A 20,893-nucleotide genomic window follows, 5' to 3' on the forward strand; every position below is an offset into this window, starting at 1 on the left:
CGGACCGGTCGCCGGCGGAGCGTCCCGAGGTCGTCTCCGCCGGTTCGTCCGAAGCCGGCCGGGTGCCGGGAGCGGACGGGGTGCGGCGGCGGCGATTACCGGTACCGCTCCCGGGTAGCCGGTCGCCGTGGGTGGGCCAACCGAGGACATCGGGGCAGAGACGGACACCGGCCGTGCCGAGGGGTTCAGCGACGGCGTACTCGCGATCGTCATCACCCTGCTCGTGCTCGACCTGCGGATGCCGGAGGTCGAGCCGGGCCGGCTGCTCTCCGAACTGCTGGAGCAGTGGCCGAGCTACGCGGCGTACGTGGCGTCGTACCTGTACATCGCCGTCGTCTGGCTGAACCACAAGGCCACCTTCGGCCGGATCCGCCGGGCCGATCGAGGGCTGCACTGGATGAACCTGCTCGTCCTGTTCAGTACCGCGCTGCTGCCGTTTCCGACCTCGGTGCTCTCGCGGGCGCTACAGGAACACAACCTCGCCGACCAGCGGGTCGCCGCCGCGTTGTACGCGCTGGTCGGCGCGGTGCTCTCCGCGAGCTGGCTGGCGTTCTACCACTATCTGGCCACCCACCGGGAGCTGCTGGTGGACGGGGTCGACGAGCGGTTCTTCCCCAGCGAGCGGCTCCGGGCGGTGATCGGTCTGGTGCTGTACGCCGTGGCGGGTCTGCTCGGCGTCCTGGTCACGCCGCTGGCCAGCCTGGTGATCTTCATCCTCCTGCCACCGTTCTACGGCCTCACCAGTGGCGGCCTCTACAGCGCGCCGCTCGTCTCCCGGGGCCGCACCCGGGGCGGGGCCGGGAGCTGACCGCCGATCCGGCCGACGAGCCGCCGGGGCACGGGTGGCCCGCCGACCCGGGTCGGCGGGCCACCGTCGGATGGGCCCGGTCTACTGTTCGGCGCCGTTCCAGTCGACGAGCTGCACGATCACGCCGTTGGGGTCGCGGACCTGAAAGGCCCGCTCGCCCCACTCCTCGACGGTGAGCGGCATGGTGATCGTCACGCCCTCGGCCTGGAGGCGGGCGAGTTCACCCTCCAGGTCGTCGACGACGAAGGCCAGGATCAGCCCACGGGCGTGGTCGTCACGCTGGTCGGCCGGCAGCGTCGGCAGGCCCTGGCGCAGGAAGACGACGTTCATCCCGACGTCGTCCCTGGTCAGCGACGCGAAGCCGTCGGCGGCCATCGCCTCGTGGAACCCGAAGTGGGTGACGAGGAAACGGCTGGAGGCGGCGACGTCCGCCACGTTCAGCGAGACGGCGGAGGAGGTGATTTTCACTAGCGGCTCCCTGGCGGTCGATTAACTCCTTACATTGTACACTATACGGGGTACGGATATTCCCACCGGGCCGGAGGTGGTGCGCGAAACGGAGATCACCTAGATCGGGGAGTCGACCCCGACACGCCCCGCCCCAGCCGGGCGGTTCGCACACCTGTCGGGTAATTTCAGTGGCTGGCCGTCGCCCGCCGAGGAGCTGGCGCCAGGCGGCCCCCGCCCGGACAGGAGATAGCGCAGGCATGGGTAAGCGGACGGTTCACGTCTCCGACTTCAGTGGCAAGGTGGTCCAGTCCGCCGACGAGGTGGTCCGGATCGTGGTGCTGGACCACCCCGACCTGGTCGCCGGGCCGGTGCAGTTGGAGGCCGAGCCGACCGAGGTCGAGAGCATCGACGACGCCGCGCTCGACGTCGCGGTCGTGGAGATCCACGACGGCCGGCCGGGCGAGGCTCCCCGCCGGGTGGTGCTCACCGCCAGCGAGTTCGACGCGCTCGCCACCGACGTGCCGATGGCCCAGCTACTGCGGACCGCCGAACGGGTACGCCCGGCCAAGGCGAGCCGGGAACGCGTCGACTACGCCACCCTGGAGCACGCCGGCCGGCCGCACCGGGGGCGGGTCACCGAGGAAGAGGCGCGGTTGGTGCGCGACCACCTCGACGAGGTGAACAAGCGACTCGCCGACGAGGGGATCCGGCAGATCGACCCGGCCGACCCCGAGCACGCCGCCCGGTACGGCTTCCCCACCGCCTGACCGAGGCTCGGGCGGCCGGCCACCCGGGGACGACCGAACCCGGGCGGCCGAACCGCCCCGGTCCGGCTACCCGGCCGAACCACCCAGGTCCGTTACCCGGCCGCGCCGGTCCGGGCGGGCGCGGCAGTCGACTCCGGGCGCAGCGGGAAGTGGCACGCCACCTGATGCACGTCGCCGGCCAGCGGCGGCTCCGTCTGGCAGATCTCGGCCGCGATCGGGCAGCGAGTACGGAACCGGCACCCGGTCGGCGGGTTCAGCGCGCTCGGCAGCTCACCCCGGATCGTCATGCTCTCCCGGTCCGTCGCGGCGGCATCGGGGCGGGCCGACGGGACCGCGTCGATCAGCGCCTGGGTGTACGGATGCCGCGCCGACCGGACCACGTCGTGCGCCGGACCGACCTCGACGAGCTTGCCCAGGTACATCACCCCGATCCGGTCCGACATGTAGTCGACGACGGAGAGGTCGTGACTGATGAAGACGTACGCCAGGCCGAGTTCGCGTTGCAGGTCCCGCATCAGGTTGAGCACCTGCGCCTGGATCGAGACGTCGAGCGCGCTGACCGGCTCGTCCCCGACGATCAGCCGGGGTTGCAGGGCCAGTGACCGGGCCAGCCCGATGCGCTGCAACTGACCGCCGGAGAACTCGTGCGGATAGCGCTCCAGTACCCGTCGGGAGAGCCCGACCTGATCGAGCAGGGTGCCGATCCGGGCCCGCCGGGCCGCCCCGTCGCCCACCTGCTGGATCTCCAGCGGCTCGGCCAGGATGGCGTCGACCCGCATTCGCGGGTTCATCGCCGCGTAGCTGTCCTGGAACATCAACTGGACCTGCCGGTGCATCCGGCGCCGCTCCCGCCGGCCAAGGGTCGCGATGTCGGTACCGTCCAGCACGATCCGCCCCGCCGTCGGCCGCTCCAATCCGACCACCAGCCGGCCCACGGTCGACTTGCCGCACCCGGACTCGCCCACCAGCCCGAATGTCTCGCCGGGATGGACGTCCAGCGACACCCCGGCGACCGCGCTCACCTGCCCGGCGGCCCGGCGCAACAACCCGGCACCGCTCGCCGGGTAGTCCTTGACCAGCTCGCGGACCGAGAGGATCGGTGCCGGTGAGACCGGCCGGGACTCCGTTGTCCCAACCGGCCCGCCCGGACGGAGCGCCGGTGCCGGCTCGCCCGCCCGGAGCGTCACCGCCTCGACCGGCCCGGCCCCCTCGACCGGCCCGGTCGACTCGGCCCGCCCGGTCGACTCGTTCCGCCCGGTCGGCTCGTCCCGCCCGGTCGGCTCCACCGGTCCGGTCGCCGGCTCGGCGGAGGTGCCGGTCGGCGGGGCCACCGGGTGCAGGCAGGCGTACTGGTGCCGGCCGGCGGTCAGGGCCACCTCGGTGGTCCGGCACTCCTCGGTGGCGTACCGGCACCGGGGTGCGAACCGGCAGCCGGTGAGCGGTCGGGACAGATCCGGCGGCAGCCCGGGGATGCTGTAGAGCCGGGCGTCCGGCTCCCGGGTGGCCGACTCCGGCAGCGCCTCCATCAGCGCCTCGGTGTAGCGGTGCCGGGGTGACCGGAAGAGTTCACCGGTGGTGGCGGTCTCGACCACCCGGCCGGCGTACATCACCGCGACCCGGTCGGCCCGGCCGGCGATCACCCCCAGGTCGTGGGTGACCAGCACGACCGCCATCCCGAAGTCTTCCCGCAGGTCGTCGATGAGTTCGAGGATCTGCCGCTGGGTGGTTACGTCCAGCGCGGTGGTCGGCTCGTCCGCGATGAGCAGCCGGGGCGAGCAGACCAGCGCCATCGCGATCGCGACCCGCTGCCGCATCCCGCCGGAGAGTTCGTGCGGATAGTTGTCGACCACTCTGTCCGGGCGGGGCATCCCGACCCGCCGCAGGATGTCGATCGCCCGCTCCCGGGCCTGCGCCCTGCCGACGCCCTGGTGCACCCGCAGCGGCTCGGCGACCTGGACGCCGATCCGCATCGTCGGGTTCAGCGAGGTCAGCGGGTCCTGGAAGACCATGCCCATCCGGACGCCCCGGATCCGGCGTACCTCCTGCGGTGGCAGCGACCGCAGGTCGCGGCCCTCGAAGAGGATCTCCCCGCCGACGACCTCGCCGCCCGACGGCAGCAGGCCCATCACCGACAGTGCGGTCATCGTCTTGCCGCTGCCCGACTCGCCCACGATGCCGAGGGTCTCCCCCGGCCGGACCTCCAGGCTGACGTCGTCCAGGGCGTGCACGACGCCGCGCCGCAGCGCGATGTCGGTACGCAGGTGCCGCAGCTCCAGCAGCGGGCCGGATTCCCCGGACGCCCCTGCCGGCGCGGCCGTCGAGTCGATCTGTGCGCTCATTCCCCACTCCCCCTAGCGTCGCCGGAGGCGGACCTCGAAGGCGTCCCTCAACCCGTCGCCCATGAAGTTGAAGGCGAGCACGATGAGGATGATGGCGATTCCGGGCGGATACAGCAGCCACCAGTGGCCGCTGTAGGTGTCCGCCAGCCCGTCCGAGAGCATCCCGCCCCAGTTCGCGGCCGGTGGCGGAACGCCGAGGCCGAGGAAGGAGAGGTACGCGACGTAGAGGATGGCGTCGGCGACCTGGAAGGTCGCGTTCACGATCACCGTGCCGATGGCGTTCGGCACGATGTGCCGGCGTACCGCCCGGCCGCCGGTGCCGCCCATCCCCCGCATCGCCTGGACGTACTCCCGGGAGCGCAGCGTCAGCGCCTCGCCCCGGACCAGCCGGGCCGGGCCGAGCCAGGCGAAGGCGCCGATGATGACGATCAGCATCGGTACGCTCGGCGTGACGATCGCGGCCAGCAGCATGAAGAGGAAGAGCGACGGGATCGACATCATCGCGTCGACCACCCGCATCATCGCGGCGTCCACCCAGCCGCCGACGAAACCGGCGACGGCGCCCCAGAGCGTGCCGAGGAAGGTGGCGAGGATCCCCGCCGCCAGCCCGACCACGATCGAGGTCTGCCCGCCGAGCATCAGCCGGCCGAGCTGGTCGTAGCCGACCCCGTCGGTGCCGAGCGGGTGCCCGGAGCCCGGCGCCAGGTGTACCCGGGTGAGGTCGGTGTGCACCTGGTCGGTGTGGTAGAAGATCGGCCCGAGGAAGCAGACCCCGGCGAGCAGCACGAAGAGGCCGAGGCCGACCAGGGCCAGCCGGTTCTCGCAGAAGACCGCGACCCCCTGCCGCCAGAGGCCGCGTACCGGGGCGTCGTCGGGGGCGGCCGGCTGCGGTGCGCCCACCGGTGGGGTCGGCGCCAGTTCGGTCAGGGTGGTCACGAGGTGCTCCCCCGGAGTCGTACCCGCGGGTCGACCGCGGCGTAGAGCAGGTCGGCGATCAGCGCGCCGAGCACCGTCGCCACCGAGATGATCAGGGTGACCCCGAGCAGGATCGGGAAGTCACGCTTGAGTGCCGCCTGCCAGAAGAGTTGTCCCATGCCGGGGAAGTTGAACAGCGACTCCACCACCAGGGCACCGCTGAACAGCGCCGGCAGGTACATCCCGAGCAGGGTGATGACCGGGAAGAGCCCGTTGCGCAGGGTGTGTCGGACCACGACCCGCCGCTCGGAGAGGCCCTTGCTGCGGGCCGTCCGGACGTAGTTCTCGTTGAGGTTGTCGACCATCGAGGAGCGGACGTAGCGCGAGTAGACCGCGATGGTGACGATCGCCAGGGTGACGGTGGGCAGCACCAGCCCGGCCGGGTCGGCCAGTACCTCGCCGACGGTGAAGCCCTGCGGCGCCTCCGGCGGCAGGATCGGCCAGACCTGCGAGAAGAGGATGATCAGCATCAGGCCCATGAAGAAGATCGGGGTGGCGTACGCCAGCAGCGACAGCGAGGTGATGGTGTAGTCCGGCCAGCGGTTGCGGCGCACCGCCTGGATCACCCCGAGCGGGATCGCCACCACGATCGCCAGCAGGGTGGAGAGCAGCGACAGCACCATGGTCTTCGGCAGCCGCTGGGTGATCGCCTCGGTGACCGACTGGTTGAGCTGGAACGAGTAGCCGAGGTCGCCGTGCAGCAGGCGCTGCACGTACATGCCGTACTGCTGGATCCAGGGCCGGTCGTAGCCCATCTCGTGGTTGAATGCGGCCAACTGCTCCAGCGTCGCCTCCTTGCCCAGCGTCGCCCGGGCCGCACCGCCGGGCAGCAGGTGCAGCAGGACGAACGCGATCACGGTGACGAGCACGACGACGATGAGAGCCTGGCCCAGGCGCGTGACGAGGTACCGGACCACTGGCGGATCCCTCCCCGGTCGGGGGCTCCGACGGCACCCGCTGGGGGCACCGCCGGAGCCGGACGGTCAGTGACTGCCGACTACTTCCAGGACCAGTCCTGGAAGTACATGTTGTTCATCGGGTCCTGCGGCTCGACGCCCTGCAACCCGGACTTGTACGCCGAGATCTGGAACACCGGGTTCGGCATCCAGAGCACCGGCAGGTCCCTGGCGAGGAAGTCGTTGTACGCCTTCAGCGCGGTGTCGTCGCCGCTGAACTGGGTCGCCTCGATGAGCTGGTCGGCCTGCGGGTTGCTGTAGCTGCCCAGGTTGACCGGGGCGTCGGTGGCGAAGAGCCGCTCGCCGCTGGCGAAGGCCGGGTAGTACCAGCTGCCCTGGGAGCCGAAGAAGGACATGTCCCAGGTGCAGGTCGCCTCGGTCGGCTTGCAGGCCGGGGTGACCGCGACCGAGTCCGGCACCTCCTTGATGGTCAGCTCGATGCCGAGCTTGGCCATCTGGGACTTGATCTCGGCGAACATCTTGGTGGTGGCGGCGAAGCCGCTCTGGCTGGTCACCGTGAAGGCCAGCGGGGTGCCGGCGGCGATGCCCTGGCCGCACTGGTTCGCCCCGGTGCCCGGGGTCTGGCAGGTGGTCTGCCCGTCCGGGGTGACCTTCCAACCGTGGCTCTCCAGGAGTTCCTTCGCTTTGGTCGGATCGAAGGAGTAGACGCAGCCGTTCTCGGCGGAGCCGGCGGTGCCGGGCTTGAGCGGCACCGGGCCGCAGGTCGGCTCGGCCATGCCGGACCAGATGACCTTGTTGATGGTCGGCTGGTCGATCAGCATCTGCATCGCCTGGCGCAGGTAGTCCTGCTTGAACAGCACGCCCGTCTTCGGGTTGTTGAAGTTGAGCTGGAGGTAGGTGATCGACCAGCCGTACCAGGGCGCGACCCGGTAGTCCTTGGACTCCAGGTACGACTTCTGGGAGAGGTTGGCCGCCGGCACGTAGCCGTAGTCGATCTCACCGGCCCGGAGCACGTTGAACTCGGCGTCGTCGCTGGTGAACGGCCGCAGCACGATCTTCGACAGCTTCGGCTTGTCGGTGCCGGAGTAGTTCGGCTGGGCGGCGAGCACGACCTCGCCGTTCGGGACGTACTTCTCCAGCTTCCAGGGGCCGCTGTTGACCTTCCAGAGGTCGTTCGTCGCGTACGTCTTGGGGTCCTTCGAGGCCGCGACCAGGAAGTCGAAGACCTTCCTGGCCCCTTCCGGGGTCTTGTCCAGGTCGCTCACGCTCGCGGTGGCGGAGTCCCTGTCCCAGACGTGCTGCGGCATCGGAGTGATCCGGTTGAGCTGGTTCCCGACGAACCAGGCGGTGTTGTAGGCCTGGGTCGTCGTCACCGAGAAGGTCTTCGCGTCCTTGATCGTCCAGGCGGCGATGTTGTCCGGGAAGCCGCCCTTGCGGTAGGAGGCCCACTTGTCCTTGTTCGCCGTGACGACGTTCCACCAGAAGTCGATGTCCCGGGTGGTGATCGGCTTGCCGTCGGACCAGGTGTTGTCCTTCAGCGTGATCGTCAGGGTCTTGCCGCCGTCGCTCACCTCGGGCGGGTTGGCCAGCGACCGCTCGGTGTCGATGTTGTACTTCGCCGACCCGTCGAGCTTGTACTGGTACAGCGGCCGGTACTGGGCGTTGCCGAAGATGGCGTTCTCGCCCTGGGTGAAGCCGGGGGCCGAGATGGGCAGGATCCAGTTCGGGGTCCGGAAGGCGACGGTCGCGGTGTCCCTGCCCTGACTTCCGCCCTTCCCCGACGAACTGCTGTCGCCGCCACAGGCGGCGAGGCCCAACCCGAGGGCGAGCGCACTGGCCACGGCGACGGTGCCGCGGAGTGCGCCCCGGTGGAATCTGCTCCTCATGAGTCTCCTCGATCGATGTGCACGTGCCCCGCGTCGCCGGGCGCGTTCGGCGCCGCGTCCAGCCTGCGCGCTTCCCGAGCGATCAATGCGGAGAATGTATAGGCGATTAAGTTTCGCGTCAACGAAACTAACCCACTTCCTTCGGGGACTTTCATCAGGATAGGATCAAAGCCGCCGAAGCATCGTCCGGAGTTCGCCGACCGCTACCCTTCGCGGTGATCCCCGTCCCGTGCCTGGCGGTAGCCGCGAGGGAACCCGGACGATCCGGCTGGAAGAAGGAGAGGTATGTCGGACCCGTCGATCTCCGCCACCCTGCGCGACCAGACGCTCAACCTGCTGGCCAGCGGCGAGGCCACCTCCCGGGCCGACCTCGTCGAGGCGTTGCAGGTGGCGCCCTCGACCGTCACCGGAGTGGTGCGCCGGCTGCTGGAGGAGGGCGCCATCCTGGAGGAGGGCGTCGGCCGCTCCACCGGCGGGCGACGGCCCCGGATCCTGCGGCTGCGGGAACCCTCCGGCGTCTTCGCGGTCGCCGAACTCGGCGCCCGGCACGCCCGGGTCGGCCTCAGCACCCCGAACGGCCGGCTGCTCGCGACCGAGGAGATCGCCATCGACATCGCCGCCGGCCCCGGCGAGGTCTTCGAGGTGGTCGGCACCGCCTTCACCCGACTCCGCACCGCCACCGCACCCGGTCAGGCACTACTCGGCGTCGGCGCCGCGATGCCCGGTCCGGTCGCGTTCCCCCGGGGCCGGCTGGTCGGCCCCGCCCGGATGCCGGGCTGGAGCGGCGTCGACGCCCAGGCCGAACTCGGGGCCCGCTTCGACGTACCGGTGGTGGTCGACAACGACGCCAAGGCGGCGGCGATCGGCGAGTACGTCACCCGGGGCCGGGACACCGGCGACATGATCTACGTCAAGGCCGGTACCGGCATCGGCGGCTGCCTGGTTAGCGGCGGTCAGGTCTACCGGGGCGGCCGGGGACTCAGCGGCGACGTCACCCACGTACGGGTGGCCGACAGCGGCGAACGGCAGTGCTCCTGCGGCAGCCGGGGCTGCCTGGAGACCGTCGCCAGCGGCGCCGCGCTCGCCGCCCAGCTCGCCGAGCAGGGCCAGCCGATCACCGGTACCCGGGACGTCATCGGCGCGGTCGTCGACGCCGAGCCGGCCGCGGTGACGCTGGTACGCCGGGCCGGCGGGCTGCTCGGGGTGGCCCTCTCCGGACTGGTCAACTTCCTCAACCCCGACGCCGTGGTCATCGGCGGAGCCCTCTCCAGCCTCGACGTCTACGTCGCGGCGGCCCGGGGCATGCTCTACGAGCGGTGCCTGCCGTCGATGACCCAGTCCCTTTCCATCGAGGCCAGCGTCGCCGGCCCGGATGCCGGCCTGGTCGGCCTCGGGCATCTGGTCCGCGCCGCGGCCGACGCCCGACCCGCCTGAGGAGTTCCACCCGTGCACCGTCCCCTGCGGATCGCCATCGGCGGCATCCACATCGAGTCCAGCACCTTCTCGCCGCACCTGAGCACCGCCGACGACTTCGAGGTCACCCGGGGCGACGCGCTGCTGGCCCGCTACGCCTGGCTCTCCCCGGCCCAGCCGTGGGCCGCCGACGTCGAGTGGCTGCCGCTGGTGCACGCCCGGGCACTGCCCGGCGGCGCGGTCGACCCGGCCAGCTACGACGCCTGGACCGCCGAGATCGTCGACGGGCTCGCCCGACTCGGCCCGGTCGACGGGATGCTCCTGGACATCCACGGCGCGATGAGCGTGGTCGGTCGGACCGACGCCGAGGGCGACCTGGTCACCGCGATCCGGTCGACGATCGGGCCCGAGCCGTACGTCTCGGCCGCGATGGACCTGCACGGCAACGTCTCGCCGACGCTCTTCACCGGCTGCGACCTGCTCACCTGCTACCGCACCGCCCCGCACGTCGACGTCTGGGAGACCCGCGAGCGGGCGGCCCGCAACCTGGTCGAGGCGCTGCGCCGGGGCGAGCGCCCGCACAAGGCCCTGGTGCACGTGCCGATCCTGCTGCCCGGCGAGATGACCAGCACGAGGGTCGAACCGGCGCGCGGGCTCTACGCCCGGATCCCCGAGATCGAGTCCCGGGACGGCATCGTCGACGCCGCGATCTGGATCGGCTTCGCCTGGGCCGACCAGCCCCGCTGCCGGGGCGCGGTGGTGGTCACCGGCACCGACGCCGCCGCCGCGACCGGGGCGGCCCGGGAACTCGGCGAGCACTTCTGGGCGGCCCGCGACGAGTTCGCCTTCGTCGCGCCGACCGGCAGCCTGGACGAGTGCCTCGACACGGCACTCGTCGCGGTCAAGGAGCCGGAGCGGCGGCCGTTCTTCGTCAGCGACTCCGGCGACAACCCGGGAGCCGGCGGCGCCGACGACGTCACCTACGCGCTGGCCCGGATGCTCGCCCGGCCGGAGATCCGGGACGGCGCGGTCCGCGCCGTGTACGCCTCGCTGGTCGACCCGGACGCCGTGGCACAGCTCGCCGACCAGCCGACCGGCACCCCGGTCAGCGTCCCGGTGGGCGGCCGGATCGACACCCGGGACCCCGGTCCGGTACGCCTCGACGGCGTACTGGAGGCGGTCGCCGAGGACCCCGACGGCGGGCGGTGCGTGAGCGTACGGGTGGGTGGGCTGAGCGTCTTCGTCACCTCGCGACGGATGCAGTACCGCCAACTCGCCTCGTACGCCCGGCTGGGCGTGCGGGTGGACGAGGTCGACCTGGTGGTGGTGAAGATCGGCTATCTCGAACCGGAGTTGTTCGAGGCGGCCGGGGACTGGCTGCTGGCGCTGACGCCGGGCGGGGTCGACCAGGACATCGAGCGGCTGCCGTACCAGCGGCTGTTGCGGCCGGTGTTCCCGCTGGACCGCGGCTTCGTCGCGGACCTGACCGTGGCGACCCGGTGATTCCGCCCGTCGCCAGCGCCCGGCCCGGCACCTCGCCTCCCGCGCAACCGGCCACCGGTCGCTGCGTCCTCGCGGTCGACGTCGGCGGGACGACCATGAAGGGTGCGGTCTTCGGCGAGGAGGGCCAGGTCCGGCACTCGCTCGTGGTGCCGTCCCGGGCCGACGGCGACCCGGTCGGCGCGCTCCGGGAGCTGTGCCGGCGGCTGCGCGACACCGCCCTCGACGGCGGCGTCGAGCCGGCCGGGATCGGCGTGGTCACCCCGGGCATCGTCGACGAGGCCGCCGGCCTGGTGCTCTACGCCTCCAACATCCGGTTTCGCGACGTACCGCTGCGCGCGCTGGTGCAGGACGACCTGGGGCTGCCGGTGGCGGTCGGGCACGACGCCCGGGCGGCCGGCGTCGCCGAGGCGGTGGCCGGAGCCGGCCGGGGACTGGCGAACTTCGTGCTGCTGCCGCTCGGCACCGGCATCGCCGCCACCGTCGTGCTGCACGGCGAGCCGGTACCGGGTACCGCCTGGTCGGCCGGGGAGGTCGGGCACATGCCGGTACACCCCGGTGGCGAGCCGTGCAGTTGCGGCCAGCGCGGCTGCCTGGAGGTGTACGCCTCGGCCGGCGGTCTGGCCCGGCGCTACGCCCGGCTGGGCGGCACGCCGGGGCTGGACAGCCGGGGCATCGCCGCTGCCGTCGGCACCGATCCGCTGGCCCGCTCGGTGTGGGACACCGCGACCCAGGCGCTCGGGATCGCCCTGGCCACCCTGACCCTGACCCTGGACCCGGCCCGGATCGTCCTTGGCGGCGGCCTGGCCGAGGCGGGTGCCCAGCTCTTCGACCCGGTACGTGACGCGCTGCGCGCGGCGCTGGCCTGGCGGGCCGCGCCCGAGGTGGTGCCGTCCGCCTTCGGCGCCCAGGCCGCCCAGGTCGGCGCCGCCATCCTGGCCCGCCGGGCGGCCGGGCTGGCGGTGCCGGAGGGCTGGGGACTCCCCGTCCCGGCGGGCAGCCCGGGCTGAGCACCGCCCCGACCACGAAGCGGTCGCCTGGTCCATAATCGGTGCGGTGCCGTACGGCGGCACCTGCATCCGCGCCGGCTCGACCGCCTCAGCGTTCCACCGATCCGACCGGTGCCCGACTCCTCGGAGGTGCCGTGAGCGACACGACCAGTCCGGCCGGCAAGCTGGACACGAACGTGGCGCATCCCGCCCGCCGCTACAACTACTGGCTGGGCGGCAAGGACAACTTCGCCGCCGACCGGGTCTCCGGCGACCAGGTGGCCGCCGTCTTCCCGACCGTGAAGCGGGCTGCCCAGGAGAACCGCAACTTCCTGCGCCGCGCGGTCGGTTTCCTGGCCGGTGAGGCCGGCATCCGGCAGTTCCTCGACATCGGCACCGGGCTGCCGACGGCCGACAACACCCACGAGGTGGCCCAGCGGATCGCACCCGAGTCCCGGGTCGTCTACGTGGACAACGACCCGCTGGTGATGGCGCACGCCCGGGCCCTGCTGACCTCCTCGCCGGAGGGCAGGAGCGCATACATCGAGCGGGACCTGCGGGAGCCGGAGTCGATTCTGGACGCCCCGGAACTGCACGCCACCCTCGACCTGCGGCGGCCGGTGGGGCTGACGCTGGTCGCGATCCTGCATTTCGTACGCGACTTCGAGGACCCGTACGGCGTCGTCGCCCGGCTCGTCGCCGCGCTCCCCTCCGGCAGCTACCTGGTGATGTCACACGGCACCTACGACGGGCTGCCGGCGGAGGCGGTCGCGAGGCTGGAGGAGGCGAACGCCGCCACCGGCGGGCTCAGCCGGCCGCGCAGCCGGGACGAGTTCACCCGCTTCTTCGCCGGGCTGGACCTGGTCGACCCGGGGGTCGTACCGATCGGGAACTGGCGGCCGGCACCCGGCAGCCAGCCGCCGGAGCCCGTCGACATCTGCATGTACGGCGCGGTCGCCCGGATCCCCTGAGCAACCGGATCCCCTGAACAGCGGATGCCCTGAGCACCGGATGCCCTGGGCACCGGGCACTCCGCCGAGGCCGCTCCCGTACCCCCACCGAGCGTCGACAGCGGGGCCGGTCTGAAGAGTTCCTTAAGCCGACCGGCCTGACCTCGGCCTACCCGGCGCCGGGACCTACGATCTGCCGGTGCGTACCAGGATCATGTCCGCGCTGATCACGACGGCGCTGGTGGCCGCGGTCGGCCTGGCCGGCTGCGGCTCGTCGCCGGCCGACCGGCCGGCGGATCCGCAGTGGGCTCCGGCGGCCGCCGGGACCGGTTCGGCGACCCCGCCGCCGTCCGCCTTGCCCACCGGTTCGCCGACGGCGCGGCCGTCCGCCTCGGGCCGGCCGGCACCGGCGCTGCCCCGGCCGGGCAACCCGAAGGGTCGGGCCAGCGTCCCGGCCGAGGCCCGCGCGGTGAACACCGCGAAGCCGACCCGGGTGATCGGCACCGGTACCCCGGCGAGCTGCACCTCCGAGGCGGTGGTGGCGGCGGTCGCCAAGGGCAGCGTCATCACCTTCTCCTGCGGCCCGGCCCCGGTGACCATCACGATGAAGGCGACCGCGAAGATCCGGAACTCGACCGGGCCCCGGATCGTGCTCGACGGCGGCGGCAGGGTCACGCTCAGCGGCGGCGGCAAGCGCCGGATCCTCTACATGAACACCTCCGACGAGGCACAGGGCTGGACCACCTCGCACTGCCAGGACCAGGACCACCCGCAGCTCACCGTGCAGAACCTCACCTTCGCCGACGGCAACTCGACCGGCGAGCGGACCGAGGGCGGCGGTGGCGGTGCGATCTTCGTCCGGGGCGGGCGGTTCAAGGTGGTCAACTCGCGGTTCGTCCGCAACCGCTGCGACCAGACCGGCCCGGACCTGGGCGGCGCGGCGATCCGGGTGCTGAGCCAGCACCGGGGCCTGCCGGTGTACGTCGTCAACAGCACCTTCGGCGGCGCCGCCGGACAGGGCGGTAGCTGCGCCAACGGGGGCGCGTTGAGCAGCATCGGGGTCTCCTGGGTGGTGCTCAACAGCGTGCTGACGCACAACCGGGCCGTCGGCCGGGGCGCCAACCCGGCCCGGGGCGGTACGCCCGGCGGCGGCAGCGGCGGCGCCATCTACACCGACGGGAACCGTTTCACCGTGACGATCGCCGGCAGTGTCGTGACGGACAATCGGGCCAACGAGGGCGGCGGAGCGGTCTTCTTCGTCAGCAACGACCGGACCGGGACGATGCGGATCGAGGGTTCGACGCTGCGCCGCAACCCCAGCGACGGGTTCGAGACCCGTGGCCTGCCCGGCATCTTCTTCCTCGGCGCCCGCAACCCGACCGTCACCGGCTCCACGCTGCGATGACCGCCGGCCGAACTGGATAATGGACCGACCATGGCCGAACGAAGCCTCGTCCTGCTGGACACCGACATCGGCAACGACATCGACGATGCCGTCTGCCTCGCGTACCTGCTGGCGCAGCCGGGCTGCGACCTGCTCGGCATCACCACGGTCAGCGCCGAGCCGGAGGTCCGGGCGGCGCTGGCCAGCGTGCTGTGCCGGGCGGCCGGACGGAGCGTGCCGATCCTCCCCGGCGCCGCCGAGCCGCTCGCGAGCCCGCCCGTGCAGGGTCCGCCGCCGCAGGCCGCCGCGCTGGCCCGGTGGGAGCACGAGACCTCCTTCCCGACCGGCGGGGCGGTGGAGTTCCTGCGGCAGACCATCCGGGCCCGTCCGGGCGAGGTGACCCTGCTGGCGATCGGCCCGCTGACGAACGTGGCCCTGCTCTTCGCGGTCGACCCGGAGGTCCCGGCGCTGCTCCGCTCGCTGGTGCTGATGGGCGGCGCCTTCACCTCCGTACCCGGCCCGGAGTGGAACATCCACTGCGACCCGTACGCCGCCGCCCGGGTCTACGCCACACCGGTGCCGGTGCACCGCTCGGTCGGCCTGGACGTCACCACCCGGGTGCGAATGGACGCCGACGCGTTCCTGGAGCGCTGCGCCAACCCGCTGCTGCGGCCGGTGGCCGACATGGCGGCGTCCTGGTTCGCGGAGCGGCCGGAGGTCACCTTCCACGACCCGCTGGCCGCGACGACGCTCTTCGCGCCGTCGCTCTGCACCTTCGCACCGGGCGAGGTCTCCGTCGACACCGGCCTCGGGCCGGCCGCCGGGACCACCACCTTCCGGCCGGCGGCCGGCGGAAACAGTCCGGCCGCCGGGTCCGCGCCGCACGAGGTCGCCGTCGAGGTACGCCCGCAGGCCGCCCTCGACCACTATTTCGAGGTGGTCGACGCCGCCGGCTGAGCCGTCGCCCAGGACCAGCGGCGGCGAACGGCACCTCCACTCCGGTCGCCGGTCCATGGGCGGGTGCGGACAGCGGCGCATGTCGGGCCGCCAGGCGACAGGCGTGCGCTGCGATGAGATAGACAGCTGTCGACACTGCCTCCTTGAACACGTAACGTGTCTAATCAGACACTAAAAGCTGATGCGCGGATCAGTCGGTTCACTCGCGATCGTGCGGAACGAATCCGTGAGGTGGTCGCCGCATGGACACCAGCAAGCACAACACTCGCTGCGAGAATGCGCGCAAGGAGGATTGCCGCTGTACCGGCTGCGGCGGGTCACAGCACGGCTGGGGCGGCTCGATGGACCTCGTGCGCAGCACTCCCGATGATCGCCGGCGACGCCGGGCGGGCCACGAGGAAGGGCTGAAGAGAGAACCGGGCTCGCGGCGGCTGAAGAACAGCGAGAAGAACCGGTCCATTGTCGTCGACCTGGCGCGGCTGGACGCTGTGGACTGGCTGGCCGGTTCGAGCGGGGACGGCGCACCCGGCCGGACACGACAAGACTCCGAGCGGGCGTCCGGCGGAGGGCGCGGGGCCGAGAGTCACGTCCAGCCGGCCGAACAGGTGTCCGTCCTCGCCAAGGCGATGGCAACCGAGACCTGGCCGAGGATCAGTGGCCGCCTCGACCAGGTCACACCCCATCCCCGCGACGTACGGCGGGAGTTGGCCCACCACGGCTGGTGCGACCTGCTGGTCGGGATGATCCGGGTGATCGAGTCGGTCAACGGGCCACTACGCGCCCTCTCCCGGATGCCTGCCTCCCTGATCAAGGATGCCATCCTGACGTCATCCGCTCAGGACGCTCGTCCACATGTCACCGCTGCCGTCGTGGGCCTCGTCGTGGACGAGGTCTGGCGAGCTTTCATCGCCGTCGCCTGCGGCGGGGGGTCACCGTTCGGCCTGCTCGGCGGCGAGGAGGCTCTGCGCGCCCTACGGATCCTGGCCGTGTTCATCTGTCCCGCGCCACGCAGACATCCCGAGGTGCGCCGGTACGCCCTGAAGCCGCTCGGTGAGGACGTACACCACATCCTCACCGCGCAGACGGAGGCACGGCTGGCCGAACTCTTCGCCGAGTGGCTGCCGTAGCGGCCGACACCGACGGTGCCGACCGCCCGGCGAGAACGCGGCGGTCGACGGTCAGGCCGGTAGCGTCCAGAGTGGACTGCGGCGCGGTGCGGCTTCGAGCCTGTTCGCGATGGCCCGGTACGCCGGCTTGGCCGCGAGTTCGTCGTCGTAGGCGAGCGGCCGGCGGGGTGCGCCGTCCTCGCGCGGGTAGTCCTCCTCGAGCCAGGTGTAGCGGTCGGTGAGCCCGAACGCCATCACCGCCTTCACCGCCCGGTGCGAGAGCGCCACGTCGAGGTAGCGCCGGTAGACGTCGGCGACGGCGGCGTCCCGGACGGCGACGTCGGCGGGCAGGCCGTCGTCGAGTACGTCCAGTTCGGTGATGAGGATGTCCAGCCCCCGGTCGGCGACCTCGGAGAACCAGTTCAGGTAGGCCCGGGCCGCGAAGCGGTCGGCGAACCGGTCGGCCAGCAGGTGTGCCTGCACCCCGAGGGCGTGCACCGGGACGCCGTCGGCGAGCAGCCGGTCGATGACCTGGAGGGTGGCCCGGCGTCGGGGGCCGGGCTCGTCGCCGTACTCGTTGACGGTCTCGAAGCCGAACTCGTTGAGTACCAGTACCGCCGACGGGTCGGCGTCGTGCGCGACCTGGAACGCCTCGGCGACGTACGACGGCCCGATCGTCTCCCACCACGGCACGTCGGTACGGAATCCGCGCTGCCCCTCGGGGCTGGTGACCTCGTTGGCGACGCTCCAGGCGTCGACCCGGCCACGGTAGCGCCGCACCACCGCCTCGGCGGTGCCGAAGAGCAGCTCCCGGGCCTCCCGCTCACCCATGCCCCACAGGTCGTCCTCGGTCCAGCCCTCGCCGAAGCCCTCGTCCCAGACCAGGTGTGCGCCGAAGACGCGCATCCGCTGGCTCTCGGCGTACCCGATGATCTGGTCGGCGTAGCTGAAGTCGAGTTCGGCGTCCGGGGTCGGCTTGAGCCGGTACCAGAGGAGGTCGTCCTCGGTGAAGAGCAGGGTCGCCTCCCGGCCGACCAGGTCGAGGTAGTCGGTGTCGGGCATGTGCCAGGTCGCCAGCGAGGTGCCGAAGGCGAGGCCGTTCGGCTTGGCGAGTTTCCACAGTGGCGGGCGGGCTGCGCGGGCCCGGCCGGCGGAGGCGGGGGCGGTGACGCCGAGGGCCCCGGTGGCCAGGCCGGCGGCTCCGGCCGCGCCGAGGATCAGGGATCGGCGGGACAGGGTGCTGTCGTTCATGGGATTGCCCTCCTCGCAGGGACGGTGCTGGGACGCGGTGCCTCGGGAGTTGCAAAACGATTTGTTCGACGTGTGGCAGGAGCCTACGGCCGGCCCGCAGCGGCGGCAAGGGACCGGCGTCGGATCTGTTGCCCGGCTCGTCGACGAGCGGTTAGGCTGCCCGCGACCCGTAGCCAAACGTTTTGCATGACGGAAGGGGTCCCGCGTGAGTCGGCTTTCCCTGGGAGTCATCGGGCTGGGCGAGGTCGCCCAGGTCGTCCACCTCCCGGTCCTGCGGTCACTGCCCGAGCTCTACGACGTCACCGCCGTCTGCGACATCTCCCCCGGCCTGCTCGACCGGGTCGGCGGCGGATACGGCGTACCGCACCGGCACGCCGACTTCACCGAGATGCTCGACCGCAACGACCTCGACTGCGTACTCGTGCTCAACAGCGACGAGTACCACGCCGAGGCGGTGGTCGCGGCGCTCGACCGGGGCGTGCACGTGCTGGTGGAGAAGCCGATGTGCCTCAGCCCGCGCGAGGCGGAACGGATCATCGCCGCCCGGGACCGCTCCGGGGCATGCGTGATGGTCGGCTACATGCGGCGGTTCGCCCCCGCCTTCGTCGAGGCGACCCGCCGGATCGGCGACCTGGGCCGGATCAACTACGCCCGGGTGCACGACATCATCGGCCGCAACCAACTGATCATCGACCAGACGGTGCGGGTCGACCGCCCGACCGACATTCCCCGCTCGGCGGTCGAGGCGCGCTGGGCACGGGGGCGGTCCCTGGTCGCCGACGCGCTGGGCGAGGTGCCCGACGTGCTCGCCGGGGCGTACCGGCTGCTCTGCGGGCTGGGCAGCCACGACCTGTCGGCAATGCGCGAACTGCTCGGCCGGCCGCGCGGGGTGGCCGCCGCCCGGCAGTGGCGGGACGGCCGTTTCCTCGCCGCACTGCTGGAGTACGACGACTTCCTGGTCACCTACGAGACCGGCGTCGACGAGCAACTCCGGTTCGACGCGCACATCGAGGTCTACGGCGAGCACGCCTGCCTGCGGGTGCAGTACGACACCCCGTACGTCCGGCACTTCCCCACCACGCTGGTCACCGAGGAGACCCGGGGCGACGGACTGCACCGGTCGGTGTCCCGCCCGCACCTGAAGGACCCCTACACGCACGAGCTGGAGTACTTCCACGAGATGGTCACCGGGGGCGGTCAACCGAAGACCGGACCGGAGGACTTCGTCGAGGATCTCGAACTCTTCGCCGAGCTGATCCGGGTGATGGCGACCCAGCCGGAGAGCCGGACCTGAGGCAGAACCGAAGATAGGTCGAGTCCCGCCGGGGATAGTCGCCGCGCCGGTCCCGGCGGCTCGCCTAGCGTCGAGTCCGACGAGGTCACCGCCGCGAGCGGCGGCCACGACCGGCCGCCACCACCGGCGGCGGCCACGGCCAACCCAGGAGGTGTTCGGTGTGCTGACCGCACAGGATGTCGACTTCTACCGGACCAACGGCTACTACCTCAACCGCGAACAGCTCTTCTCCGCCGAGAAGCTGGACACGCTCGAACAGATCTTCACCGAGCATCTCGCCGACAAGGGCGACAAGCTCTCCGACGAGCTGGACACCCCGCACTTCCGCGACCCCCGGCTGCTGGACTTCCTCCTCTCCGACGAGGTGCTCGACCTGGTCGAGCCCCTGGTCGGGCCGGACATCGCGCTCTGGACCAGCCACTTCATCTCCAAGGACCCGCTGGTCGGCCGGGCCACCCCCTGGCACGAGGACAGCGCCTACTGGAACGGCCGGCTCAGCGAGTACGACCGGATCGTCACCGTCTGGCTGGCGCTCGGCCCGAGCAACCGGGAGAACGGCTGCATGCGGGTCATCCCGGGCAGTCACGACGGCGGCGGCTTCTCCGAGTACGTGCCGACCGACAAGACCGTGCAGACCTTCCACGCCGAGATCCCCGGCGTGGACGAGAGCCGGGCGGTCTACTTCGAGCTGGAACGCGGCCAGTGTTCGCTGCACGACGGGCGGATCATCCACGGCGCCCGCCCGAACACCAGCGACGTACGCCGGACCGGCTACACCATGCGGTACTTCCCTGCCTCGGTGAAGGTGCTGCCGGTACCGGAGAACGAGGGCTGGCAGATCTGGCTCGCCCGGGGTCGGGACAGTGCCGGCAACACCTACCAGCCGGACCCGCGGTGAAACTCGGACTGCTCACCGCCTGCCTGCCCGGCGAACCGCTGGACGCGATCGCCGGGTGGGCGGCCGGGCACGGCTACCGGGGACTGGAGGTGGCCGCCTGGCCCCGCGAGCCGGACCGGCCGTGGCAGGCGAGCCACCTCGACGTCGACGGCTTCGACGCGGGCGCGGCGGAACGGGTCCGCGCCCTGCTGGACGGCCACGGCCTCACCGTCTCGGCGGTCGCCTACTACGAGAACAACCTGCACGCCGACCCGGCCGTCCGGGAACGGATCCACCGGCACCTGCGCCGCTGCGTGGACGCCGCCGCCCTGCTCGGCTGCGAACACGTCGGCACCTTCGTCGGCCGGGACGTCACCCGGACGGTGACCGAGAACCTGCGGCTCGGCGAGGAGGTGCTGCCGCCCCTGGTGGCGTACGCGGCGGACCGGGGCGTACGGCTCGTCGTGGAGAACTGCCCGATGGAGGGCTGGCACCCGGACGGTTACCCGGCCAACCTGGCGTACTCGCCGGAGCTGTGGGACTGGCTGGGCGGGCTCGGCCTCTTCCTCAACTACGACCCGTCCCACCTGGTCTGGCTCGGCATCGACCCGGTCGCGGCGCTGACCGGGCACCTCGACCTGGTCCGGCACGTGCAGGCGAAGGACGTCCAGGTCGACCCGGCCGCCCGGAACCGGTTCGGGGTCTTCGGCCAGCTCGTCGGGAAGCCGTCGCCGTGGAGCAGCGGCTGGTGGCGCTACCGGGTCCCCGGCCTCGGCGAGGTGGACTGGCGCCGCCTGGTCGACGTCCTCTACGAGGGCGGCTACTCCGGATTCGTCTCGGTGGAACACGAGGACCCGGTCTGGTCCGGCTCGCCGGAACGGGTCCGGCAGGGCCTGGTGATCGCCGAACGCACCCTCAACCCGCTGCTCGTCGCCTGAGACCGGGCGGCCACCCGAGACCGGCCCGCCAGCCGAGACCCGGTCGCCACCGCACACCGCACACCCCCACCCCAGCGCAAGGAGCCCGAGGC

The 20,893-nt window shown here is 71.9% G+C and carries 18 protein-coding genes; 12 read left to right on the forward strand and 6 right to left on the reverse strand.

The features are described 5' to 3' along the window. The first annotated feature begins 127 nt into the window (after positions 1-127). Positions 128-808 (forward strand): TMEM175 family protein, encoded by a 681-nt coding sequence (locus C6W10_RS05375; RefSeq protein WP_199853874.1) that lies wholly within the window; start codon positions 128-130, stop codon positions 806-808. A gap of 81 nt (positions 809-889) precedes the next feature. Here C6W10_RS05375 and C6W10_RS05380 read toward each other — a convergent pair whose 3' ends face one another. Then, positions 890-1,276: a VOC family protein gene (locus tag C6W10_RS05380; protein WP_107257052.1), complete on the reverse strand. Its 387-nt coding sequence runs from the start codon at positions 1,274-1,276 to the stop codon at positions 890-892. 239 nt (positions 1,277-1,515) lie between these two features. Here C6W10_RS05380 and C6W10_RS05385 point away from each other — a divergent pair, with 239 nt between their 5' ends. Next, the gene (locus C6W10_RS05385) at positions 1,516-2,025 is read left to right on the forward strand and encodes a hypothetical protein (protein ID WP_107257054.1); all 510 of its coding nucleotides are present in this window, start codon (positions 1,516-1,518) and stop codon (positions 2,023-2,025) included. A 92-nt stretch (positions 2,026-2,117) separates the two neighbouring features. On the opposite strand, the gene C6W10_RS05390 is transcribed toward C6W10_RS05385, so the two are convergent. The 4 genes from C6W10_RS05390 to C6W10_RS05405 form a co-directional block, all read right to left on the reverse strand. Further along, positions 2,118-4,364, reverse strand: coding sequence for an ABC transporter ATP-binding protein (locus C6W10_RS05390; protein WP_107257056.1), 2,247 nt, complete (start codon positions 4,362-4,364; stop codon positions 2,118-2,120). 12 nt (positions 4,365-4,376) lie between these two features. Continuing rightward, on the reverse strand, positions 4,377-5,264 hold the full coding sequence (locus tag C6W10_RS05395; RefSeq protein ID WP_369938640.1) for an ABC transporter permease: 888 nt from the start codon (positions 5,262-5,264) through the stop codon (positions 4,377-4,379). Between the two features lie 32 nt (positions 5,265-5,296). Then, a complete protein-coding gene (locus C6W10_RS05400) occupies positions 5,297-6,256 on the reverse strand; it encodes an ABC transporter permease (protein ID WP_107257060.1) in 960 nt (319 codons plus the stop codon). Positions 6,257-6,336: 80 nt separating this feature from the next. Next, a complete protein-coding gene (locus tag C6W10_RS05405) occupies positions 6,337-8,142 on the reverse strand; it encodes a peptide ABC transporter substrate-binding protein (protein WP_107257062.1) in 1,806 nt (601 codons plus the stop codon). A 285-nt stretch (positions 8,143-8,427) separates the two neighbouring features. On the opposite strand from C6W10_RS05405, the gene C6W10_RS05410 reads away from it, so the two are divergent. From C6W10_RS05410 to C6W10_RS05440, 7 genes are all read left to right on the forward strand, one after another. Beyond that, entirely contained in the window at positions 8,428-9,576 is a 1,149-nt protein-coding gene (locus C6W10_RS05410; protein WP_107257064.1) for an ROK family transcriptional regulator, read from the forward strand. A gap of 12 nt (positions 9,577-9,588) precedes the next feature. Next, positions 9,589-11,058: a M81 family metallopeptidase gene (locus C6W10_RS05415; protein WP_107257066.1), complete on the forward strand. Its 1,470-nt coding sequence runs from the start codon at positions 9,589-9,591 to the stop codon at positions 11,056-11,058. Beyond that, entirely contained in the window at positions 11,058-12,065 is a 1,008-nt protein-coding gene (locus C6W10_RS05420) for an ROK family protein (RefSeq protein WP_369938643.1), read from the forward strand. Before C6W10_RS05415 ends, C6W10_RS05420 begins: the two co-directional genes overlap by 1 nt. A gap of 134 nt (positions 12,066-12,199) precedes the next feature. Next, complete coding sequence (locus C6W10_RS05425; protein ID WP_234361629.1) at positions 12,200-13,015, forward strand: SAM-dependent methyltransferase; 816 nt, start codon at positions 12,200-12,202, stop codon at positions 13,013-13,015. 193 nt (positions 13,016-13,208) lie between these two features. Continuing rightward, entirely contained in the window at positions 13,209-14,399 is a 1,191-nt protein-coding gene (locus C6W10_RS05430) for a hypothetical protein (protein WP_107257068.1), read from the forward strand. A gap of 30 nt (positions 14,400-14,429) precedes the next feature. After that, a complete protein-coding gene (locus C6W10_RS05435; protein WP_107257070.1) occupies positions 14,430-15,335 on the forward strand; it encodes a nucleoside hydrolase in 906 nt (301 codons plus the stop codon). Positions 15,336-15,577: 242 nt separating this feature from the next. After that, on the forward strand, positions 15,578-16,462 hold the full coding sequence (locus C6W10_RS05440; RefSeq protein WP_159104474.1) for a hypothetical protein: 885 nt from the start codon (positions 15,578-15,580) through the stop codon (positions 16,460-16,462). A 51-nt stretch (positions 16,463-16,513) separates the two neighbouring features. Here the strand turns inward: C6W10_RS05440 and C6W10_RS05445 are convergent, their stop codons facing one another. Continuing rightward, positions 16,514-17,692 carry an endo-1,4-beta-xylanase gene (locus C6W10_RS05445; protein WP_159104475.1) on the reverse strand — a complete coding sequence of 393 codons (1,179 nt, stop codon included), beginning with the start codon at positions 17,690-17,692 and terminating at the stop codon, positions 16,514-16,516. Between the two features lie 205 nt (positions 17,693-17,897). Here C6W10_RS05445 and C6W10_RS05450 point away from each other — a divergent pair, with 205 nt between their 5' ends. From C6W10_RS05450 to C6W10_RS05460, 3 genes are all read left to right on the forward strand, one after another. Further along, complete coding sequence (locus tag C6W10_RS05450) at positions 17,898-18,986, forward strand: Gfo/Idh/MocA family protein (RefSeq protein WP_107257076.1); 1,089 nt, start codon at positions 17,898-17,900, stop codon at positions 18,984-18,986. A 160-nt stretch (positions 18,987-19,146) separates the two neighbouring features. After that, a complete protein-coding gene (locus tag C6W10_RS05455) occupies positions 19,147-19,884 on the forward strand; it encodes a phytanoyl-CoA dioxygenase family protein (protein WP_107263686.1) in 738 nt (245 codons plus the stop codon). Continuing rightward, positions 19,881-20,801 (forward strand): sugar phosphate isomerase/epimerase, encoded by a 921-nt coding sequence (locus C6W10_RS05460; protein ID WP_107257078.1) that lies wholly within the window; start codon positions 19,881-19,883, stop codon positions 20,799-20,801. Before C6W10_RS05455 ends, C6W10_RS05460 begins: the two co-directional genes overlap by 4 nt. The last annotated feature ends 92 nt before the right edge of the window (positions 20,802-20,893 follow it).

The organism is Plantactinospora sp. BB1, assembly GCF_003030385.1.
Taxonomy (GTDB): Bacteria; Actinomycetota; Actinomycetes; order Mycobacteriales; family Micromonosporaceae; genus Plantactinospora.

What these genes read in the sequence shown, in the direction of transcription:
- C6W10_RS05410 (WP_107257064.1), top strand. Translation starts at nt 8,428, where the DNA reads ATGTCGGACCCGTCGATCTCCGCCACCCTGCGCGACCAGACGCTCAAC.
- C6W10_RS05435 (WP_107257070.1), top strand. Translation starts at nt 14,430, where the DNA reads ATGGCCGAACGAAGCCTCGTCCTGCTGGACACCGACATCGGCAACGAC.
- C6W10_RS05440 (WP_159104474.1), top strand. Translation starts at nt 15,578, where the DNA reads ATGGACACCAGCAAGCACAACACTCGCTGCGAGAATGCGCGCAAGGAG.
- C6W10_RS05445 (WP_159104475.1), bottom strand. Translation starts at nt 17,692, where the DNA reads ATGAACGACAGCACCCTGTCCCGCCGATCCCTGATCCTCGGCGCGGCC.
- C6W10_RS05390 (WP_107257056.1), bottom strand. Translation starts at nt 4,364, where the DNA reads ATGAGCGCACAGATCGACTCGACGGCCGCGCCGGCAGGGGCGTCCGGG.
- C6W10_RS05385 (WP_107257054.1), top strand. Translation starts at nt 1,516, where the DNA reads ATGGGTAAGCGGACGGTTCACGTCTCCGACTTCAGTGGCAAGGTGGTC.
- C6W10_RS05430 (WP_107257068.1), top strand. Translation starts at nt 13,209, where the DNA reads ATGTCCGCGCTGATCACGACGGCGCTGGTGGCCGCGGTCGGCCTGGCC.
- C6W10_RS05405 (WP_107257062.1), bottom strand. Translation starts at nt 8,142, where the DNA reads ATGAGGAGCAGATTCCACCGGGGCGCACTCCGCGGCACCGTCGCCGTG.